Annotated in this window: 13 protein-coding genes; 8 read left to right on the forward strand and 5 right to left on the reverse strand. The window is 67.2% G+C overall.

Annotated features, from left to right (window positions below):
• The first annotated feature begins 14 nt into the window (after positions 1-14).
• The 4 genes from ACOJB8_RS32980 to iolB are packed head-to-tail and all read left to right on the forward strand — an operon-like array spanning position 15 to position 5,748.
• A complete protein-coding gene (locus ACOJB8_RS32980) occupies positions 15-2,030 on the forward strand; it encodes a bifunctional 5-dehydro-2-deoxygluconokinase/5-dehydro-2-deoxyphosphogluconate aldolase (RefSeq protein ID WP_342945964.1) in 2,016 nt (671 codons plus the stop codon).
• Complete coding sequence (iolD, locus tag ACOJB8_RS32985; RefSeq protein WP_342945965.1) at positions 2,027-4,000, forward strand: 3D-(3,5/4)-trihydroxycyclohexane-1,2-dione acylhydrolase (decyclizing); 1,974 nt, start codon at positions 2,027-2,029, stop codon at positions 3,998-4,000. The genes ACOJB8_RS32980 and iolD overlap by 4 nt, the downstream gene beginning before the upstream one ends.
• Positions 4,001-4,033: 33 nt before the next feature.
• A complete protein-coding gene (gene iolE, locus ACOJB8_RS32990; protein ID WP_342945966.1) occupies positions 4,034-4,948 on the forward strand; it encodes a myo-inosose-2 dehydratase in 915 nt (304 codons plus the stop codon).
• The gene (gene iolB / locus ACOJB8_RS32995; protein ID WP_069268677.1) at positions 4,945-5,748 is read left to right on the forward strand and encodes a 5-deoxy-glucuronate isomerase; all 804 of its coding nucleotides are present in this window, start codon (positions 4,945-4,947) and stop codon (positions 5,746-5,748) included. The genes iolE and iolB overlap by 4 nt, the downstream gene beginning before the upstream one ends.
• A 74-nt stretch (positions 5,749-5,822) precedes the next feature.
• Here the strand turns inward: iolB and ACOJB8_RS33000 are convergent, their stop codons facing one another.
• Positions 5,823-7,505, reverse strand: coding sequence for a methyl-accepting chemotaxis protein (locus tag ACOJB8_RS33000; protein WP_069268678.1), 1,683 nt, complete (start codon positions 7,503-7,505; stop codon positions 5,823-5,825).
• 418 nt (positions 7,506-7,923) lie between these two features.
• Here ACOJB8_RS33000 and ACOJB8_RS33005 point away from each other — a divergent pair, with 418 nt between their 5' ends.
• The 3 genes from ACOJB8_RS33005 (at position 7,924) to ACOJB8_RS33015 (ending at position 10,806) form a co-directional block, all read left to right on the forward strand.
• Entirely contained in the window at positions 7,924-9,189 is a 1,266-nt protein-coding gene (locus tag ACOJB8_RS33005; protein WP_342945967.1) for an MFS transporter, read from the forward strand.
• A gap of 213 nt (positions 9,190-9,402) precedes the next feature.
• Positions 9,403-9,888 carry an adenosine-specific kinase gene (locus ACOJB8_RS33010; protein ID WP_069268680.1) on the forward strand — a complete coding sequence of 162 codons (486 nt, stop codon included), beginning with the start codon at positions 9,403-9,405 and terminating at the stop codon, positions 9,886-9,888.
• A gap of 6 nt (positions 9,889-9,894) precedes the next feature.
• Positions 9,895-10,806, forward strand: a complete 912-nt coding sequence (locus ACOJB8_RS33015; protein WP_342945968.1) for an ATP adenylyltransferase family protein — start codon at positions 9,895-9,897, stop codon at positions 10,804-10,806.
• Positions 10,807-10,891: 85 nt separating this feature from the next.
• Here the strand turns inward: ACOJB8_RS33015 and ACOJB8_RS33020 are convergent, their stop codons facing one another.
• The 3 genes from ACOJB8_RS33020 to ACOJB8_RS33030 form a co-directional block, all read right to left on the reverse strand.
• Positions 10,892-11,332 carry an acyl-CoA thioesterase gene (locus ACOJB8_RS33020; protein ID WP_069268682.1) on the reverse strand — a complete coding sequence of 147 codons (441 nt, stop codon included), beginning with the start codon at positions 11,330-11,332 and terminating at the stop codon, positions 10,892-10,894.
• Between the two features lie 52 nt (positions 11,333-11,384).
• Positions 11,385-11,915 (reverse strand): NUDIX domain-containing protein, encoded by a 531-nt coding sequence (locus tag ACOJB8_RS33025; protein WP_342945969.1) that lies wholly within the window; start codon positions 11,913-11,915, stop codon positions 11,385-11,387.
• A gap of 94 nt (positions 11,916-12,009) precedes the next feature.
• Positions 12,010-13,236: a YbfB/YjiJ family MFS transporter gene (locus ACOJB8_RS33030; protein WP_069268684.1), complete on the reverse strand. Its 1,227-nt coding sequence runs from the start codon at positions 13,234-13,236 to the stop codon at positions 12,010-12,012.
• A gap of 97 nt (positions 13,237-13,333) precedes the next feature.
• Between ACOJB8_RS33030 and ACOJB8_RS33035 the strand changes: the two genes are divergently transcribed.
• Positions 13,334-14,272: a LysR substrate-binding domain-containing protein gene (locus ACOJB8_RS33035; protein WP_069268685.1), complete on the forward strand. Its 939-nt coding sequence runs from the start codon at positions 13,334-13,336 to the stop codon at positions 14,270-14,272.
• 81 nt (positions 14,273-14,353) lie between these two features.
• On the opposite strand, the gene alaS is transcribed toward ACOJB8_RS33035, so the two are convergent.
• Positions 14,354-16,978 (reverse strand): alanine--tRNA ligase, encoded by a 2,625-nt coding sequence (gene alaS / locus ACOJB8_RS33040; protein WP_342945971.1) that lies wholly within the window; start codon positions 16,976-16,978, stop codon positions 14,354-14,356.
• Positions 16,979-16,991 lie beyond the last annotated feature (13 nt).

Genomic DNA, 16,991 nt, shown 5'->3' on the forward strand with positions numbered 1-16,991 from the left:
CAACAGGAATACACATGGCCCTGACTCATTCAACCCCGCCCCGTTCCACTCCGGGCCGTTTCGCCGCCGGACGCAGCCGCGACATCGTCTGCCTCGGACGTCTGGGCGTCGATCTCTACGCTCAACAGGTGGGCGCGCGGCTCGAAGACGTCTCCACCTTCGCGAAGTATCTGGGCGGCTCCTCGGCGAACATCGCCTTCGGCTGCGCGCGCCTTGGCCTGAGGTCGGCCATGCTCACGCGCGTGGGCGACGACCATATGGGGCGCTTCCTCGTCGAAACGCTCACGAAGGAAGGCTGCGACACGAGCCATGTGCGCGTGGACCATGAACGCCTCACGGCGCTCGTGCTGCTGGGCCTGAAAGACCGCGACACATTCCCGCTGATTTTCTACCGCGAGAACTGTGCCGACATGGCCGTCGATGCGGGCGACTTCGACGAAGCCTTCATCGCCTCCTCGAAAGCGCTGCTCATTACCGGCACGCACTTCTCGACCGAACAGGTGAATCGCACGAGCCTCACCGCGCTCGACTACGCGCGCCGCAACAACGTGCGCACCGTGCTCGACATCGACTACCGTCCCGTGCTCTGGGGCCTCACCGGCAAGGCGGACGGCGAGACGCGCTTCGTCGCGAGCGAAGGGGTGAGCGCGCATTTGCAGCGCATCCTGCCGCATTTCGATCTCGTGATCGGCACCGAGGAAGAGTTCCGCATTGCAGGCGGCAAGGAATCGCTCGTCGATGCGCTCAAGCGCGTGCGCGAAGTCACGGAAGCGACGCTGCTCGTCAAACGCGGGCCGCTCGGCTGCCAGATCGTGGAAGGTGCGGTGCCCGTCTCGATGGACGATTTGCCCATGCAGCGCGGCGTGGAAGTCGAAGTACTCAACGTGCTCGGGGCGGGTGACGCTTTCGCCTCCGGCTTTCTTTCGGGCTGGCTGCGCGACGCCTCGCTCGAAGACTGCGCGCGCTCGGCCAACGCGTGCGGCGCCCTCGTCGTCTCGCGGCACGGCTGCGCGCCCGCCATGCCGACGCCCGTGGAACTCGACTACTTCCTGCGCGAAGCGGTCGCCGACCCCGTACGCATGCGCCGCCCCGACCGTGACGCGACGCTCGCGCGCCTGCATCGCGTGACACCCGCGCGCAAGCGGCACGACGAAGTGCTCGGCTTCGCGTTCGATCATCGCAACCAGTTCTTCGATCTCGCGCAGCACACCGGCGCAAGCGAAGCGCGCATTTCGTATCTGAAGAATCTCTTCGTCGAGGCGGTCGCGCAGACCGAACGCACGCTCGGCTTGCAGGGACGCATCGGTGTCCTGATCGATGACCGCTACGGCCAGGATGCGCTCAACGCCGCAACCGGCCGCGGCTGGTGGATCGGCCGTCCGGTCGAGCTGCCGGGCTCCGTGCCGCTCGTGTTCGACCATGGCCGCTCGATCGGCACGACGCTCGCGTCCTGGCCCATTGATCACACGGTGAAGTGTCTCGTGCAGTTCCACCCCGACGAGCCCATCGAACAGCGTCTCGAACAGGAAGCGCAACTGCGCGCGCTCTACGACGCCACCCAGGCGAGCGGCCACGAACTGCTGCTCGAAGTGATCCCGCCGAAGCTTAACGGCGAGCCGAACGCGCCCGATACGGTCTATCGCGCGCTCAAGCGGCTCTACAACATCGGCCTCTATCCGGAGTGGTGGAAGCTCGAACCGACGGGCGCCGCGCAATGGCGCGAGATCGACGCACTGATCGCCGAGCGCGACCCGTATTGCCGCGGCGTCGTGCTGCTCGGGCTCTCCGCGCCGATCGACCAGCTCGTGGAGGGCTTTCGCGCGGCGGCCGTCTCGAATACGTGCCGGGGCTTCACAGTGGGCCGCTCGATCTTCTATGAACCGAGCCTCGCCTGGCTCGCAGGCGAAATCGGCGACGACGAGGTGATCGCCCGCGCGCGCCGCGCCTTCGAAACGCTGATCGGCGCGTGGCGCGCCGCGCGCACCGACGCTCGAGGTGCGCACGACAACCATGAGGAGAAGGCGGCATGAATCAACGCATTGCTCCTGGCGACTACGCCGCGCAGGAAAGCGCACAGAACGCAGTACCCGCGGCACACACGAGCACCGTGCGGCTTACGGCGGCGCAGGCGCTCGTGCGCTATCTCGCTGCGCAGCGCGTGGCGAGCGAGGACGGCTCAGGCCGTACGGAGCCGCTATTCGGCGGCGTGTTCGCGATCTTCGGTCACGGCAACGTGGCTGGCATCGGGGAAGCGCTTTATCAGTATCGGCACGAACTGCCCACGCTGCGCGCGCACAACGAGCAGGCCATGGCGCACAGCGCGATCGCCTATGCCAAGGCGCATTTTCGCCGCCGCATGATGGCGGTGACGACCTCGATTGGCCCCGGCGCGACGAATCTCGTCACGGCGGCCGCGCTTGCGCACGTGAACCGCTTGCCGGTGCTGCTGTTGCCCGGCGACATTTTCGTGTCGCGCGAACCCGATCCGGTGCTGCAGCAGATCGAGGATCTGCATGACGGCGGCCTCTCCGCTAACGACGCGCTGCGCCCCGTCTCGCGCTACTTCGACCGCATCGTGCATCCCGCGCAGCTGCTCACGGCGCTGCCGCGCGCGCTGCGCGTGCTCACCGACGCCGCGCTCTGCGGCCCCGTCACGCTCGCGCTGCCGCAGGACGTGCAGGCCATGGCATGGGACTATCCGGCGAGCTTCTTCACGCCGCGCCTCGTGACATTCCACGCCCCAGCGCCTATTCAGACCGAGATCGATGCGGCGCTTATGCAGTTGCATCGCGCGAAGCGCCCGCTCATCGTCGCGGGCGGCGGCGTGCTCTATTCGCGCGCCTCGCAGGCCTTGCAGACGCTTGCGGCCTCGCGCGGCATACCCGTGGCCGAAACGCAGGCGGGCAAAGGCTCGCTCGCGTGGGACGATCCGCTCAACGTCGGCGCGCTCGGTGTGACAGGCTCGCCCGCCGCCAACGAACTGGCGCGCGACGCCGACTGCGTGCTCGCCGTGGGCACGCGTTTGCAGGACTTCACGACCGGCTCGAACTCGCTCTTTGCGAACGCGCATGTGATCGGCGTGAACGCCAACGGCTTCGACGCGCTCAAGCACGACGGCCTCGCCGTGCAGGCCGACGCGCGCCAGGCGCTCGCTGCGCTCAACGACGAACTGATCAACTGGCGCGCCGACGCGAACTGGACCGCCCGCGCCCAGCGCCTCGCGGGCGACTGGCGCGCGAGCATCGAGCGCATCACGCACGCGCCGCAGGAACGCAACCGCCTGCCCTACGACGCCGATGTGATCGGCGCCGTGCAGCGCTCGTCGAGTCGTTCGTACACCGAAGACATCGTCGTCTGCGCGGCCGGCACGCTGCCCGCCGAGCTGCACAAGCTCTGGCGCGCGGGCCAGCCCGGCGCCTATCACGTCGAATACGGCTACTCGTGCATGGGCTACGAGATCGCGGGCGGCCTGGGCGCGAAGCTTGCGCGGCCCGATCGCGAGGTCATCGTCATGGTGGGCGACGGCAGCTATCTGATGATGAACAGCGAGATCGCCACCTCGGTCATGCTGGGCGCGAAGCTCATCATCGTCGTGCTCGACAACCGCGGCTACGGCTGCATCAACCGGTTGCAGCAGGCTTGCGGCGGCGCGCCGTTCAACAACCTGTTCGACGATTGCGCGCAAGGGCCGCTCGGCGCCCCTCGCATCGATTTCGCCTCGCATGCGCGCTCGCTCGGCGCGCAGGCCGAGCACGTGGCGAACGTCGCGGAACTCGAAGCGGCGATGCAACGCGCGCGCGCTTCGTCGCGCACTTACGTGGTCTCCATCGACACCGACCCCGCGCGCACGACGGAGGAAGGCGGCTGGTGGTGGGAGGTCGCCGTGCCCGAGGTGTCCACGCGCGCCACCGTGCGCGAGGCGCGCGAGCGCTATGAAGAGCAGGTCGCGCAGCGCAGCGGACGCGCGCAATCCAGCGACGACGAATCCGGCAACGCATAACGGCTCTGACGACACAGACATCGAGGAGCGCACATGAGCGCATTTGAAGTACGCATCGGCATCAACCCGCTGTCGTGGATGAACGACGACCTGCCCTCGCTCGGCGGCGAGACGCCGCTATCGCAGGCGCTGACCGAGGGCCGCGAGATCGGTTACGAGGGCTTCGAGCTAGGCAACAAGTTTCCGCGCGAGCCGCAGGCGCTCAGGTCGCTCCTCGCGCAACACGATCTATCGCTCGTCTCCGGCTGGTATTCGGGCATGCTCGCGCGACGCAGCGTGGAAGAAGAGATCGCCGCGGTCGAGAAGCATCTGGACCTGCTCGCAGAGAACGGCGCGACCGTGATGGTCTACGGCGAGGTCGCCGATTCGATCCAGGGCGCGCCGCGTCCGCTCTACCAGCGCCCGCGCTTTTTCAGCGACAAGCAGTGGGACGAATACGCCGCGCGCGTGGACGCCTTCGCGCGCCATACGCTCTCGCGCGGCGTGCGGCTCGCGTACCACCATCACATGGGCGCCTATGTCGAAACGCCCGCCGACGTCGACAAGCTCATGGCGCGCACGAGCGACGCCGTGGGCCTGCTGTTCGACGCAGGCCATATGACGTTTGCAGGCGGCGACCCCGTCGCCGAACTCGACAAGCACATTGCACGCGTATGTCATGTGCACTGCAAGGACGTGCGCCCGGCAGTCATGAAACTCGCACGCAACCGCAACTGGAGCTTTCTCGACGCCGTGCTCGCAGGCGCGTTCACCGTACCGGGCGACGGCGCCATCGATTTTCCCGCGATCATCGCGCGCCTGAAGCGTCACGGCTATCGCGGCTGGCTCGTCGTCGAAGCCGAGCAGGACCCCGTAATCGCACCGTCGTACGAATATGCGCAAAAGGGTTACCGTACGCTGCGCACGCTCGTCGATGCGACGGACACCCCATCGAAGGAGGCAGCATGACTCTGCTGGTCAAGGCCGCGCGCGAAGGTCAGACGATCGCGCGCGTCACGCCCGACACCGCGGGCTGGCGCTATGTCGGCTTCGCCGCATACCGGCTCGAAGTGGATGAACTCGTCTATGTCAGTGAGCCCGATCGCGAGAGCTGCATCGTCGTGCTCTCGGGCTCGGTGGATATCGAGGCGGGCGGCGAGCGCTGGTCGAGCCTCGGCTCGCGCGACAGCGTCTTCGAAGACGCCGCGCCTTATGCCGTTTATGTGCCGCCCGGCGTGAAAGCGACGGTGCGCGCCAAGCGCAATGCCGAAGTGGGCGTGGCGAGCGCGCCCGCCAAAGGCACGCTGCCCGCTCGCCTCATCGAGCCCGCGCAGATGAAGCGCTCCACGCGCGGCAAGGGAGCGAATACGCGCTACGTATGCGATATCCTGCCGCAAGACGCGCCCGCGGAATCGCTGCTCGTGGTCGAGGTGCGCACGCCTTCGGGCCATTCGTCGAGCTACCCGCCGCACAAGCACGACGCCGACCGCTTGCCGCACGAAAGCGCGCTCGAAGAAACCTACTATCACCGGCTCAATCCGCAGCAGGGTTTCGCGTTCCAGCGCGTGTACACTGACGCGCGCGATCTGGACGAAACGATGGCCGTGGAAAATCACGACGTCGTGATGGTGCCGCGCGGCTATCACCCGGTCGTCGTCCCGTATGGCTATGACTCGTACTACCTGAATGTGATGGCGGGCCCCACGCGCGAATGGCACTTCCACAACGACCCGGCGCACGCGTGGATCATCGAGCGCGACGCGAAGTGACGCGTCCATAAAAAAACGCCGCGTGTCGGACCACGCGGCGTTTTTCGTTGTGACCGCAACGAACTGCAGGAGCGTCAAGCCAGCCGGAATTTCCCCACCAGCCGCTTGAGCACCTTGGCTTGATCGTCGAGCGATTGCGCCGCCGCGGTCGCCTCTTCAACGAGCGCCGCGTTCTGCTGCGTGCCGGCGTCCATCTGCGTGACCGCGCGGCTGATTTCCTCGATGCCCGAGCGCTGCTCGCGCGACGCCGCCGAAATTTCGCCGATGATGTCGTTCACGCGCCGCACGGCCTTCACGACTTCGTCCATCGTCGAGCCCGCGTCCTGCGCCAGCGTCGAGCCATTCGATACGCGCTCGACCGATGCGCCGATCAGCGTCTTGATCTCCTTGGCCGCCGCCGCGCTGCGCTGCGCGAGGCTGCGCACCTCGCCCGCCACCACGGCGAAGCCGCGCCCTTCCTCGCCCGCGCGCGCCGCTTCCACGGCGGCGTTGAGCGCGAGGATGTTGGTCTGGAACGCAATGCCCTCGATCACGCCAATGATGTCCGCGATACTCTTCGCGCTGTCGTTGATCTCCTGCATCGTCGCGACCACGCGCCCGACCACCGAGCCGCCCTTCTCCGCGATTGCCGAGGCATTGCCCGCGAGCGTGCTGGCCTGTTCGGCGTTTTCGGCATTCAGACGCACCGTGGACGTGAGCTGCTCCATGCTGCTCGCCGTGCGCTCGAGCGCCATGGCCTGTTCTTCGGTGCGGCGCGACAGATCGAGATTGCCGGTCGAGATTTCGCCCGAGGCGGAGGCGATCGCCTCGGCGCTCGCGGCGATCTCGGCCACCGTGGTCGAGAGACCCTTCTGCATGTCGCGCAGCGCGCCCAGCATGCTCGCCGCGTCGCGGGCGTGAACCGTGACGGGCTGTGCGAGATCGCCGGCCGCGATCCGGGCCGCGATGGCCTTGGCGTGCGCGGGCTCGCCGCCCAGTTGCCGCGCGATGCGGCGCACGACCCATTCGCTCACGAAGAACGCGAGCACGAACATGGCCACCGTCGCCACGGCCATCATCACGAACGACGACTTGAAGATGAACTCGGCCTTTTCGATGGTCGCCTTCGCGGCCGTCCCGCGCTGCGCGACGAGGTCGTTGACGAGCGTTTCGAGCTTGCCGGTCTCCACGAGCAGCGAGACGTCCTGCGTGCCCACCTGCCAGCTCATCTGCGAGAGATCGAGCGGCTGCTGCTTCACGAGCGTCACGAAGTCGCGCAGATGGCCGCTCCACGCCGTGGTCGCATCGGCGAGCTTCTTTTGCAGGGCGAGCGCGTCGCCGCCCTGCTCCTGCGCGTACTGCTGCAGCTGGCTTATGCCGCGCTCCAGCGCACCGAGATCCTTGTCGATGTCCTGGCCTAGTTCGTCGCGCTCGCGCGCCGTGGTCGCGGTGAGCAGCATCTTCTGCGCGCGGCTCGCGCGCAGCACGTGGCCGCGCGCTTCCTCGGCCGCGCGGCTCGCGACGTAGCCCTGTTCGTAGATCGATTGCGTCGAGCCGTTCAGGCGGCTGATTTGCGCGAGCGAAATGGCGCCGATGGCGAGCGTGCCGATCAGCACCAGCGCGAAGGCGAGACGCAGTGTGGCCTTCACGGAAAGCCGCGAGCGGCGCGTCGCCGCGCCGGCGCGTCCCGTTTTGCGTTGCTGCGCGTGCGCCGCGCTGCCTGCCGGATCCTGCGGCACGAACCCTGCGTGCCCGCCGCCTTGCGATACTGCTTTCATTTTGGTCCCCAGCATTGTTGTCAGGCTCAGCGCCATCGTTCCTGATTTGCGCTACGCCTCAACCCCGGTCTACGGCACACCACCGCGCATTCTTTAACGCCTTCGCGCGCGCGGTGCGGCCCGTACTCCAGCCCCGTTTTGCGCACCTCGTGGGCGCGCATATCGGCGGTTTATACACGGCCAAAATGAGATGCCAAAAATCCCGCATTAATTTCGAGTATTCGTAACAGCCTCTTGCGGCATTGGGCCGCAGGGTAACGGTGCGCCGCCGATGTCCGATTCTCGACAAATCTTGTCCGTACAGTTCGAGCAAGACACATTACACTGCGCTCATAACTCTTATACATGTCGTTTCATGCCGTCGCCGCTGCCCGTCTGGCGTGGTGCCCGCTGAATACTCTCTGCTGCTACCGACAACATGGAAACCAGTCTCGACAAGCGCGCCCTGCCGGGCGCTGCCGCGGGTCCGTCCGCGGCCGCTTCCGCCCCCGCCGCCGCGGCCGCGGTGCAACGCACCGTCTACTCGGTGCTGGGTGCGATCAGCTTCTCGCACCTGCTCAACGACATGATCCAGTCGTTGATCCTCGCCATCTACCCGATGCTCAAGGACAACTTCTCGCTGTCGTTCACGCAGATCGGCCTCATCACCCTCACTTACCAGATCACGGCGTCGATGCTGCAGCCGCTAGTGGGCTTCTTCACCGACAAGCGGCCCCTGCCGTATTCGCTGCCCGTCGGCATGGGCTTCACGCTGTGCGGCCTGCTGCTGATGTCGGTCGCGCCGACCTTCGGCGTGCTGCTCGTGGCGGCCGCGCTGGTGGGCTGCGGCTCGTCGGTGTTCCATCCGGAATCGTCGCGCGTGGCGCGCATGGCGTCGGGCGGGCGTCACGGTCTCGCGCAGTCGCTCTTCCAGGTGGGCGGCAACGCGGGCACGTCGCTCGGGCCGCTGCTCGCCGCCGCGATCGTCATTCCGCACGGCCAGCGCAGCATTGCGTGGTTCTCGGCGGCGGCGCTCGTCGGTATGGTCGTGCTCACGCAGATCGGCCGCTGGTATAAAGCCCATCCCGCGATGAAGAAAAAGCGCGCCGAGGTGCCGCACGTCGCGCTCTCGCGTGGACGCGTCGCGGGCGCCATCGGCGTGCTCGTGCTGCTCGTGTTCTCGAAGTACTTCTATCTCGCGAGCATCAACAGCTACTTCACGTTCTATCTGATCGACCGCTTCCACCTCTCCGTGCAGGCCGCGCAGATCCATCTGTTCGTGTTCCTCGCCGCCGTGGCCGCCGGCACGATCATTGGCGGCCCGGTGGGTGACCGCATCGGCCGCAAGTACGTGATCTGGGTCTCGATTCTCGGCGTGGCGCCGTTCACGCTGCTGCTGCCCTACGCCAACCTGTTCTGGACCGGCGTGCTCACGGTGATCATCGGCGTGGTGCTGGCCTCGGCGTTCTCGGCCATCCTCGTCTATGCGCAGGAGCTGATTCCGGGCAAGGTGGGCATGGTCGCGGGTCTCTTCTTCGGCTTCGCGTTCGGCTTGGGCGGCATCGGCGCGGCGGTGCTCGGCCAGTTGGCGGATGCGACGAGCATCGGCTTCGTCTACAAGGTTTGCTCGTTCCTGCCGCTCATCGGCATCCTCACCGTGTTGCTGCCCGACGTGGAAGGCAAGCGCGCGAAGAAAACCGCCTAAGCGCAGCGGCGCAGCGGCATCACTTTGCCGCTCGGCAAAACGGCCGGACGCCCCTCGAGGCTCCGGCCGTTGTTCGTTGTGCGTCTGCACACGCTTTGCCTCGCCGCGACTTCGTACTAGGCTTGTGGTTGGCCGCCGCCTCCCGTCCGCCAGCCAGCCCCTGGGGCCCGGCGCAAGGCGGCGCTTTCGAGACGCCCGCGCACGAGGTTCGCCATGCAACTGTCCACGGTAGAGATCGAAAAACCTGAAGCCACCAACTTCATCCTTGGCCAGACCCACTTCATCAAATCCGTCGAGGATCTGCACGAGGCGCTCTACGGCACGGTGCCGGGCATCCAGTTCGGCCTCGCGTTCTGCGAGGCGTCGGGCAAGCGGCTCGTGCGGCGTTCGGGCACGCAGGACGCACTCATCGAGATGGCGACGCAGAACGCGCTGCGCATTGCCGCAGGGCATTGCTTCATCGTCTTTCTCGGCGACGGCTTCTTCCCTGTCAACGTGCTCAATACGATCAAGGCCGTGCCCGAGGTCTGCCGCATCTTCTGCGCCACGGCGAACCCCACGCAGGTGCTGATCGCCGAAACGGATCAGGGACGCGGCATCGTCGGCGTGGTGGACGGCATGCCGCCGCTGGGCGTCGAGGCCGAGGACGACGTGCGCTGGCGCAAGGACCTGTTGCGCGCCATCGGCTACAAGGCCTGAGCGCCGATGACGACGCTGCGCGCGGCGATCGAGCGGCAGACGGCACACGCGCTCGCGTGCGGCGCGCTCCATCCCATCGAGACGGCGCATACCTTCATCGACGATGGCGGCATGCGTTTCTCCGTGCGCGTGGCCGAGAACCTCGCGCGCAAGGAGGCGGCGCGGCTCACGCCGCAGACTTCGATTGCGTCCGCTCCGCAGCCCCCGCGCAATCCGTTCCTGCCTTACGAGTCCGATCTGTTCGTCGGCGACCTCTCGCCCACCCATATCGCGCTGCTCAACAAGTTCAATGTGATCGACCGGCATCTGCTGATCGTGACGCGCCGCTACGAGCCACAGGAAGCGCTGCTCGACGCGGCGGACTTCACCGCGCTGATCGCGGTGCTGCGCGAGATCGACGGACTCGGGTTCTACAACGGTGGTGCGGTAGCGGGTGCGAGCCAGCCGCACAAGCATTTGCAGATGGTGCCGCTGCCGCTCGCAGGCGATGGGCCTCACGCCGCGCCGCTCGAAGCGCTGCTCGGCGGCGCGCAGGCGGTCCACGGGGCGCGTCCCATCGCGATCGTGCCGGGGCTCGCGTTTCGCCATGCGTTCGCGCGCCTCGATCTCGGCCCGAGTATCGGCACGGCGGAAGATGCCGCGCAAGTCGCACTCGGCTGCTATCGCGCGCTGCTGGACGCGGCGGGCGTGCCCACGATCGACGTGGGCGGCGTCGCGCATCAGGGCGCGCCGTACAACCTGCTCGTTACACGCCGGTGGATGCTGGTGGTGCCCCGCACGACGGAATGTGTCGAAGGGATTTCGGTCAACTCGCTCGGCTTTGCCGGCTCGTTCTTCGTGCGCAATGCGGCGCAGTTGCAAACGCTCGCACAGCTCGGCCCGATGACGGCGCTCGAACGCGTAAGCGTGGCGCGTTGAGGCGCCGAGGCGCGTCTAGCCGACCGCGTCTGGCCGACCGCGTCTAGCCGACCGCGTCTAGCCGACCGCGTCTAGCCGACCGCGTCTAGCCGACGACGAGCGGCTCGAGCGCCGCGCGCAGCGCATCGGGCAACGCGCTCACGGGCCGGCGCGTCGCGCGATCGACGTAGACGTGCACGAAATGCCCCTGCGCCGCGGGCGCGTCCTCGCCTTCGCGAAAGAGCCCGACCTCGTAGCGCACGCTCGACGACCCGAGGCGCGCAACGCGCAGCCCCGCTTCCACGCGCTCCGGGAACACGAGCGGCGCGAAGTAATTGCACTGTGTTTCGATGACGAGCCCGATGGTCGTGCCGTGCTCGATGTCGAGCGCGCCCGCGCGAATCAGATACTCGTTCACCACGGTGTCGAAGTAGCTGTAGTAGACGACGTTGTTCACGTGGCCGTAGACATCGTTGTCCATCCAGCGCGTGCCGATCGGCAGGAAATGACGATACCCGGAGCGGGCGACGGTAACGGGTCGGTTCATCGAAGAGATCCAGGGAAGGCGGGGCGGGAAAGCGTCGCTCGGCGCGCGGCCATCACTGGCCGGGACGCTCGACGAACTCGAACGGCAAGCCGCGCCGGCGCATCCATTCGCCGAGCGCCTGGCCCGTGCCCGCGCGCCACGGCCGCAGCTTCGCGGGCTCGACGAGGCGGTATTCGAGCAGTTCCGGCGAGAGCGCGATCGTGCCCGACGCCTTCACGTGATACGCGATGATGAGCTCGTTCTTGCGGATGAACTCGTAGACGCCAACGAGTTCGACACTCTCTGCACGCAGCGCGGTTTCCTCGTGCACTTCGCGCGCGATGCCCTCCTCGGGCGTCTCGCCGTTTTCGAGAAAGCCGGTGATGAGCGCGAACATGCCTTCGGGCCAGGCCGCGTTACGGGCCAGCAAAATGCGGCCCTCATACTCGACGATCGCCGCCACGACGGGCAGCGGATTGTTCCAGTGGACGTAGCCGCAGGCGTGGTCCGGGCAAGCGAGACGCACGCGGCCGCCTTCGTGGGCGGGATCGGCGCGCTCGGTCAGACGCGTGGCGCAGCGCGGGCAAAACTGGTATTCGCTCATGGGGAAAAGGCAGGGTCGATGGCGCTGGGAACCAGCCGCGCGGCCCGGTGGACACGCTCGCGGCGCCCGCGAAAGCGTCCATTCTAGTGTGCTATCAGCGTCCGCGTGCGGCCTCGCGCGTGTGCCACGCCCGCCAGACGAGCCCGATTGCGCCGGCCACGAGCGCACCCGCCGCGAGCCACAGCGAAGGCGAGAACGAGCCCGTCGACGCCGCGAGCGGCGCGGCCACGAGCGGCCCCGCGATCTGCCCGACGCCATAGGCGGCCGTCGCATAGCCCATCAGCGCGGCGGCATGCTCGCCGCGCAGCAGACGCGCCTCGCGCATCGCGAAGAGCGTGATCGCCGTGAACGGCAGCCCGATCAACACGCTGCCGAACGAGAAGCCCGCGGCGTTGGGCCAGACGATGCCGAGCGCGATGCCCACGGCCTGCAGCACGTAGGCGCCCGCCAGCATCAGGCGGTTGTCCCAGTGGAGCGGGAGGCGCGCAGCCAGCAGCGCGCCGGCGATCAGCGCGGCGCCGAGCATCGGCCAGAACAGGTCGGGCCAGGCCGACCCGGGCAGCGCGTGGCGCGCGATCACGGGCAGGAACGTCGCCGTGATGATGTAGCCGAAACCCGGCACGCCGTAGAGCAGCACGAGCCAGAAGGCGTCGGCACGGCGCCCTTCGCGCTGCGCGTGCGCGACGCTTGCCGAGGCACGCGCGGCGGGACGCGGCGCCAGCGCGCGCATGTCTGCTCCAAACGTCGACCAGACGACGGCGGCGAGGAGCGCGCTGATCAGCCCGAAGCCGATCCAGCCCGTGCGCGCGCCGAGACCGCCGGCCGCGCTCACGAACAGCCCGGTCGCAATGATGCCAACGCCGGGACCGGTGTAGATCACACCGCCCCACTCGTTCGCACCGAGCTGCGCGAGCCGCCGCAGGCCCCACTGCGAGGCGAATACGAAGGTCCACGCGCTCACCGCGCCCGCTACGAAGCGCACCACGGCCCAGATCCAGAACTGCTGCGTGAGGCCCATCGCGAGCGTGAGGAGCACCGTGACCACGAGGCCCGCGCGCACGATCTTCGCGGGCGCCATGCGCAGCGCGACGCAGCTGATCGCGCCCACGAAGTAGCCCGCGTAGTTCAGCGACGCGAGCCAGCCGCCGTGACGCAGGTCGAGCGCGCCGCCGTGCAGCATCAGCGGCAGGAGCGGCGTGAAGGCGAAGCGCCCGACACCCAGCGCGACGGCGAGGCTCACCATGCAGGCCAACGCCGCGCGCCGACCGGCATGCGGGCGGGCTTCGGAAACGTGGACGGTGCCGGGGACGTAGTCGTTCATGAGATCAGCAGATTAAGCAACTGCCTACCATCGTAGGCGATTCTACCGTTCACGAAAAATGAATTATCATGAATCGATGCATTCCAAGGAGAGAACTATGGACCTCGCCGAACTGGCGATTTTCCGGGCGGTGGTGCGGGAAAACGGCGTGACGCGGGCCGCCGCCAAGCTCAACCGCGTGCAGTCCAACGTGACCACGCGCATCAAGCAGCTCGAAGATCAACTCGGCACGCCGCTCTTCACGCGCGAGGGCCGCCGCCTCATTCTCACGCCCGCTGGCGAAACCCTGCTGCCCTACGCCGAGCGCCTGCTCGCGCTCGCGGACGAGGCGCGCCATGCGCTCAAGGCCGGTCGCCCGGCGGGACGCCTGCGGCTGGGCACCATGGAGAGCGCTGCAGCAAGCCGTCTGCCCGGCCTGCTCGCGCGCTATCACCAGACGTGGCCCGAGGTCACGCTCGAACTGGAAACGGGCACGACCGGCACGATGATCGAGCGCCTGCGCGAATACGCAATCGATGCGGCGCTGATCGCCACGCCGCTCGACGGGGTGCCGGACCCCGAGGTATTCGAGCACGTGCCGGTCTATCGCGAGGAACTCGTGATGATCACGCCGCGCGGCCACCGGCCGATCCGACAGCCCGGCGATATCGCGCTCTCCACGCTCGTCGCGTTCGAACGCAGCTGCGCGTATCGGGCCTATGTCGAGCGCTGGTATGTGGAGCATGGCATCCGGCCGTCCCGCGTGCTGGAGTTGGGCTCGTATCACGCGATCATTGCGTGCGTGGCGGCAGGCGCGGGTGTGGCCGTCGCGCCGCGCTCGGTGCTCGAACTGCCACGCAGCGCCGACGACGTCACGATTCATTCGCTTGGCAAGCTCGGTCAGATCGAGACGCTGCTCGCCTGGCGGCGTGGCCACTATTCGCCTGCGCTTGGTGCGTTGAAGGAAGCGCTGCTGGAGGATGCGCAACGCACGGGCAGCATGGCGGCGCCATTGGCAGCCGAAGCGGCAGTTACGCCCGCAGGCCTTCACGTATAAGCCGCGCGGAAACAAAAAGGGCTGCCCTCACGGACGGCCCTTCTTCGTCGCAAAGCGGCGTTCACGCCGCGACGCGTCGTATTACAGCTTCGCTTCGACCCAGCCCTTCACGCCCGCGAGCGCGGCCGGCAGATTGGCCGGCTCGGTACCGCCTGCCTGCGCCATGTCGGGACGGCCGCCGCCCTTGCCGCCGACCTGCTGGGCAACGAAGTTCACGAGCTCGCCGGCCTTGACCTTCTTGCTCGCCTCGGCGGTCACGCCCGCGATCAGGCTGACCTTGCCGCCCTCGACAGCCGCCAGCACGATGGCTGCGCTCTTGAGCTTGTCCTTGAGCTTGTCCACGGTCTCGCGCAGCGTCTTCGAATCGGCGCCATCGAGCGTTGCGGCCAGCACGTGCACACCGTTCACTTCGATGGCCTGCCCCACGAGTTCGTCGCCCTGGCTCGAAGCGAGCTTCGACTTCAGCGCGCCCAGTTCCTTTTCGAGCGACTTCACCTGGTCCTGCACCTGCGCGATACGCTGCGTCAGTTCCGAAGGTTGCGCCTTGAGCGCCGCCGCTGCCGCATTCACGCGCGCGTCGAGCTCCTGCACGAAGCGCACGGCGTTGTCGCCCGTGATCGCTTCCACGCGGCGGATGCCCGCGGCCACGCCGCCTTCCATCACGATCTTGAAGAAGCCGATGTCGCCGCTGCGCGTGACGTGCGTGCCGCCGCACAGCTCGCGCGAGAACCCGAGGTCGAGCACGCGCACTTCGTCGCCGTACTTCTCGCCGAACAGCGCCATCGCGCCGCCCTTCACTGCGTCGTCGTAGGACATCACGCGCACGATGCCGGGCGCGTTCGCGAGCACTTCCGCGTTGACGATCTGCTCGACACGGCGGATTTCGTCGTCCGTCATCGGCGCATTGTGCGCGAAGTCGAAGCGGGTTTTATCCGCATCGACGAGCGAGCCCTTCTGCTGCACGTGCGAACCGAGCACTTCGCGCAGCGCCTTGTGCATCAGGTGCGTGGCCGAGTGGTTGCGCGCCGTGCGGGCGCGCAGGATGGCGTCGATTTCCGCCTTCACGACGTCGCCAACCTTGAGCGTGCCCTGTTCCAACGTGCCGTGGTGGCCGCTCACGTCGGCCTGAACCTTCAGCGTGTCGGCCACGGCGAAACGGATGCTCGCGTTCGAGATCACGCCCTGGTCGCCCACCTGGCCGCCCGATTCCGCGTAGAACGGCGTGTGGTCGAGCACGACCACGGCGTCCTGGCCCGTCTTCACTTCGGTGACCGATGCGCCGTCCACATAGAGCGCGACGACCTTCGCGTCGTCGAACGCGATTTCCTCGTAGCCGTGGAACGTCGTCTTCGCGCCCGAGTATTCGAGGCCCTGCGTCATCTTGAACTTGCCTGCCGCGCGCGCCTGCTCGCGCTGACGCGCCATCGCTTCGTCGAACGCCGGTTCGTCGACCGTGACGTTGCGCTCGCGGCAAACGTCGGCCGTGAGGTCGAGCGGAAAGCCGTAGGTGTCGTGCAGCTTGAATGCGAGTTCGCCCGAGAGCGTCTTGCCGCCCTTGGCTTCGAGGTCGGCGAGTTCGGCTTCGAGAATCGACATGCCGTGCTCGATGGTCTCGAAGAAGCGCTCTTCTTCCTGGCGCAGCACGTCCGTCACGCGCTGCTGCGCTTCGGCGAGTTCCGGGTAGGCAGCGCCCATTTCCGCGACGAGATCCGCCACCAGCTTGTGGAAGAACGCGCTCTTCTGGCCGAGTTTGTAGCCGTGGCGGATCGCGCGGCGCACGATACGGCGCAGCACGTAGCCGCGGCCTTCGTTGCCGGGAATCACGCCGTCGACGATCAGGAACGAGCACGCGCGGATATGGTCGGCAATGACCTTCAGCGAGTTGTTCGTGAGGTCGGGCGTGTTCGTTTCGCGCGAAGCCGCCTTGATGAGATTCTGGAACAGGTCGATCTCGTAGTTGCTGTGCACGTGCTGCAGCACCGCGGCGAGACGTTCGAGGCCCATACCCGTGTCGACGCACTGCTTGGGCAGCGGCGTCATGTTGCCCTGGGCATCGCGGTTGAACTGCATGAACACGAGATTCCAGATCTCGATGAAGCGGTCGCCGTCTTCTTCAGGCGATCCTGGGGGGCCGCCCCAGATTTCCGGGCCGTGGTCGTAGAACACTTCCGAGCACGGGCCGCAGGGGCCGGTGTCGGCCATCTGCCAGAAGTTGTCTGAGGCGTAGCGCGCGCCCTTGTTGTCGCCGATGCGGATGATGCGCTCCACCGGCACGCCGATTTCCTTCGCCCAGATGTCGAAGGCTTCGTCGTCTTCCTTGTACACGGTGACCGTGAGCTTGTCCGCCGGCAGCGCGTAGACCTTGGTCAGTAGCTCCCAGCAGTAGTGGATCGCGTCGCGCTTGAAGTAGTCGCCGAACGAGAAGTTGCCGAGCATCTCGAAGAACGTGTGGTGACGCGCCGTGTAGCCGACGTTCTCGAGGTCGTTGTGCTTGCCGCCTGCGCGCACGCTGCGCTGCGCGGTCGTGGCGCGCGAGTACGGGCGCTTTTCGGTGCCGAGGAACACGTCCTTGAACTGCACCATGCCCGAGTTGGTGAAGAGCAGTGTGGGGTCGTTGCCCGGCACGAGGCTCGACGAGCGCACGATCGTGTGGCCCTTCGATTCGAAGAACTTGAGGAATTTCTCGCGGATGTCGGCGGCTTTCATGGCGTGCGTTGGG

The organism is Paraburkholderia sp. BR10141, assembly GCF_056155635.1.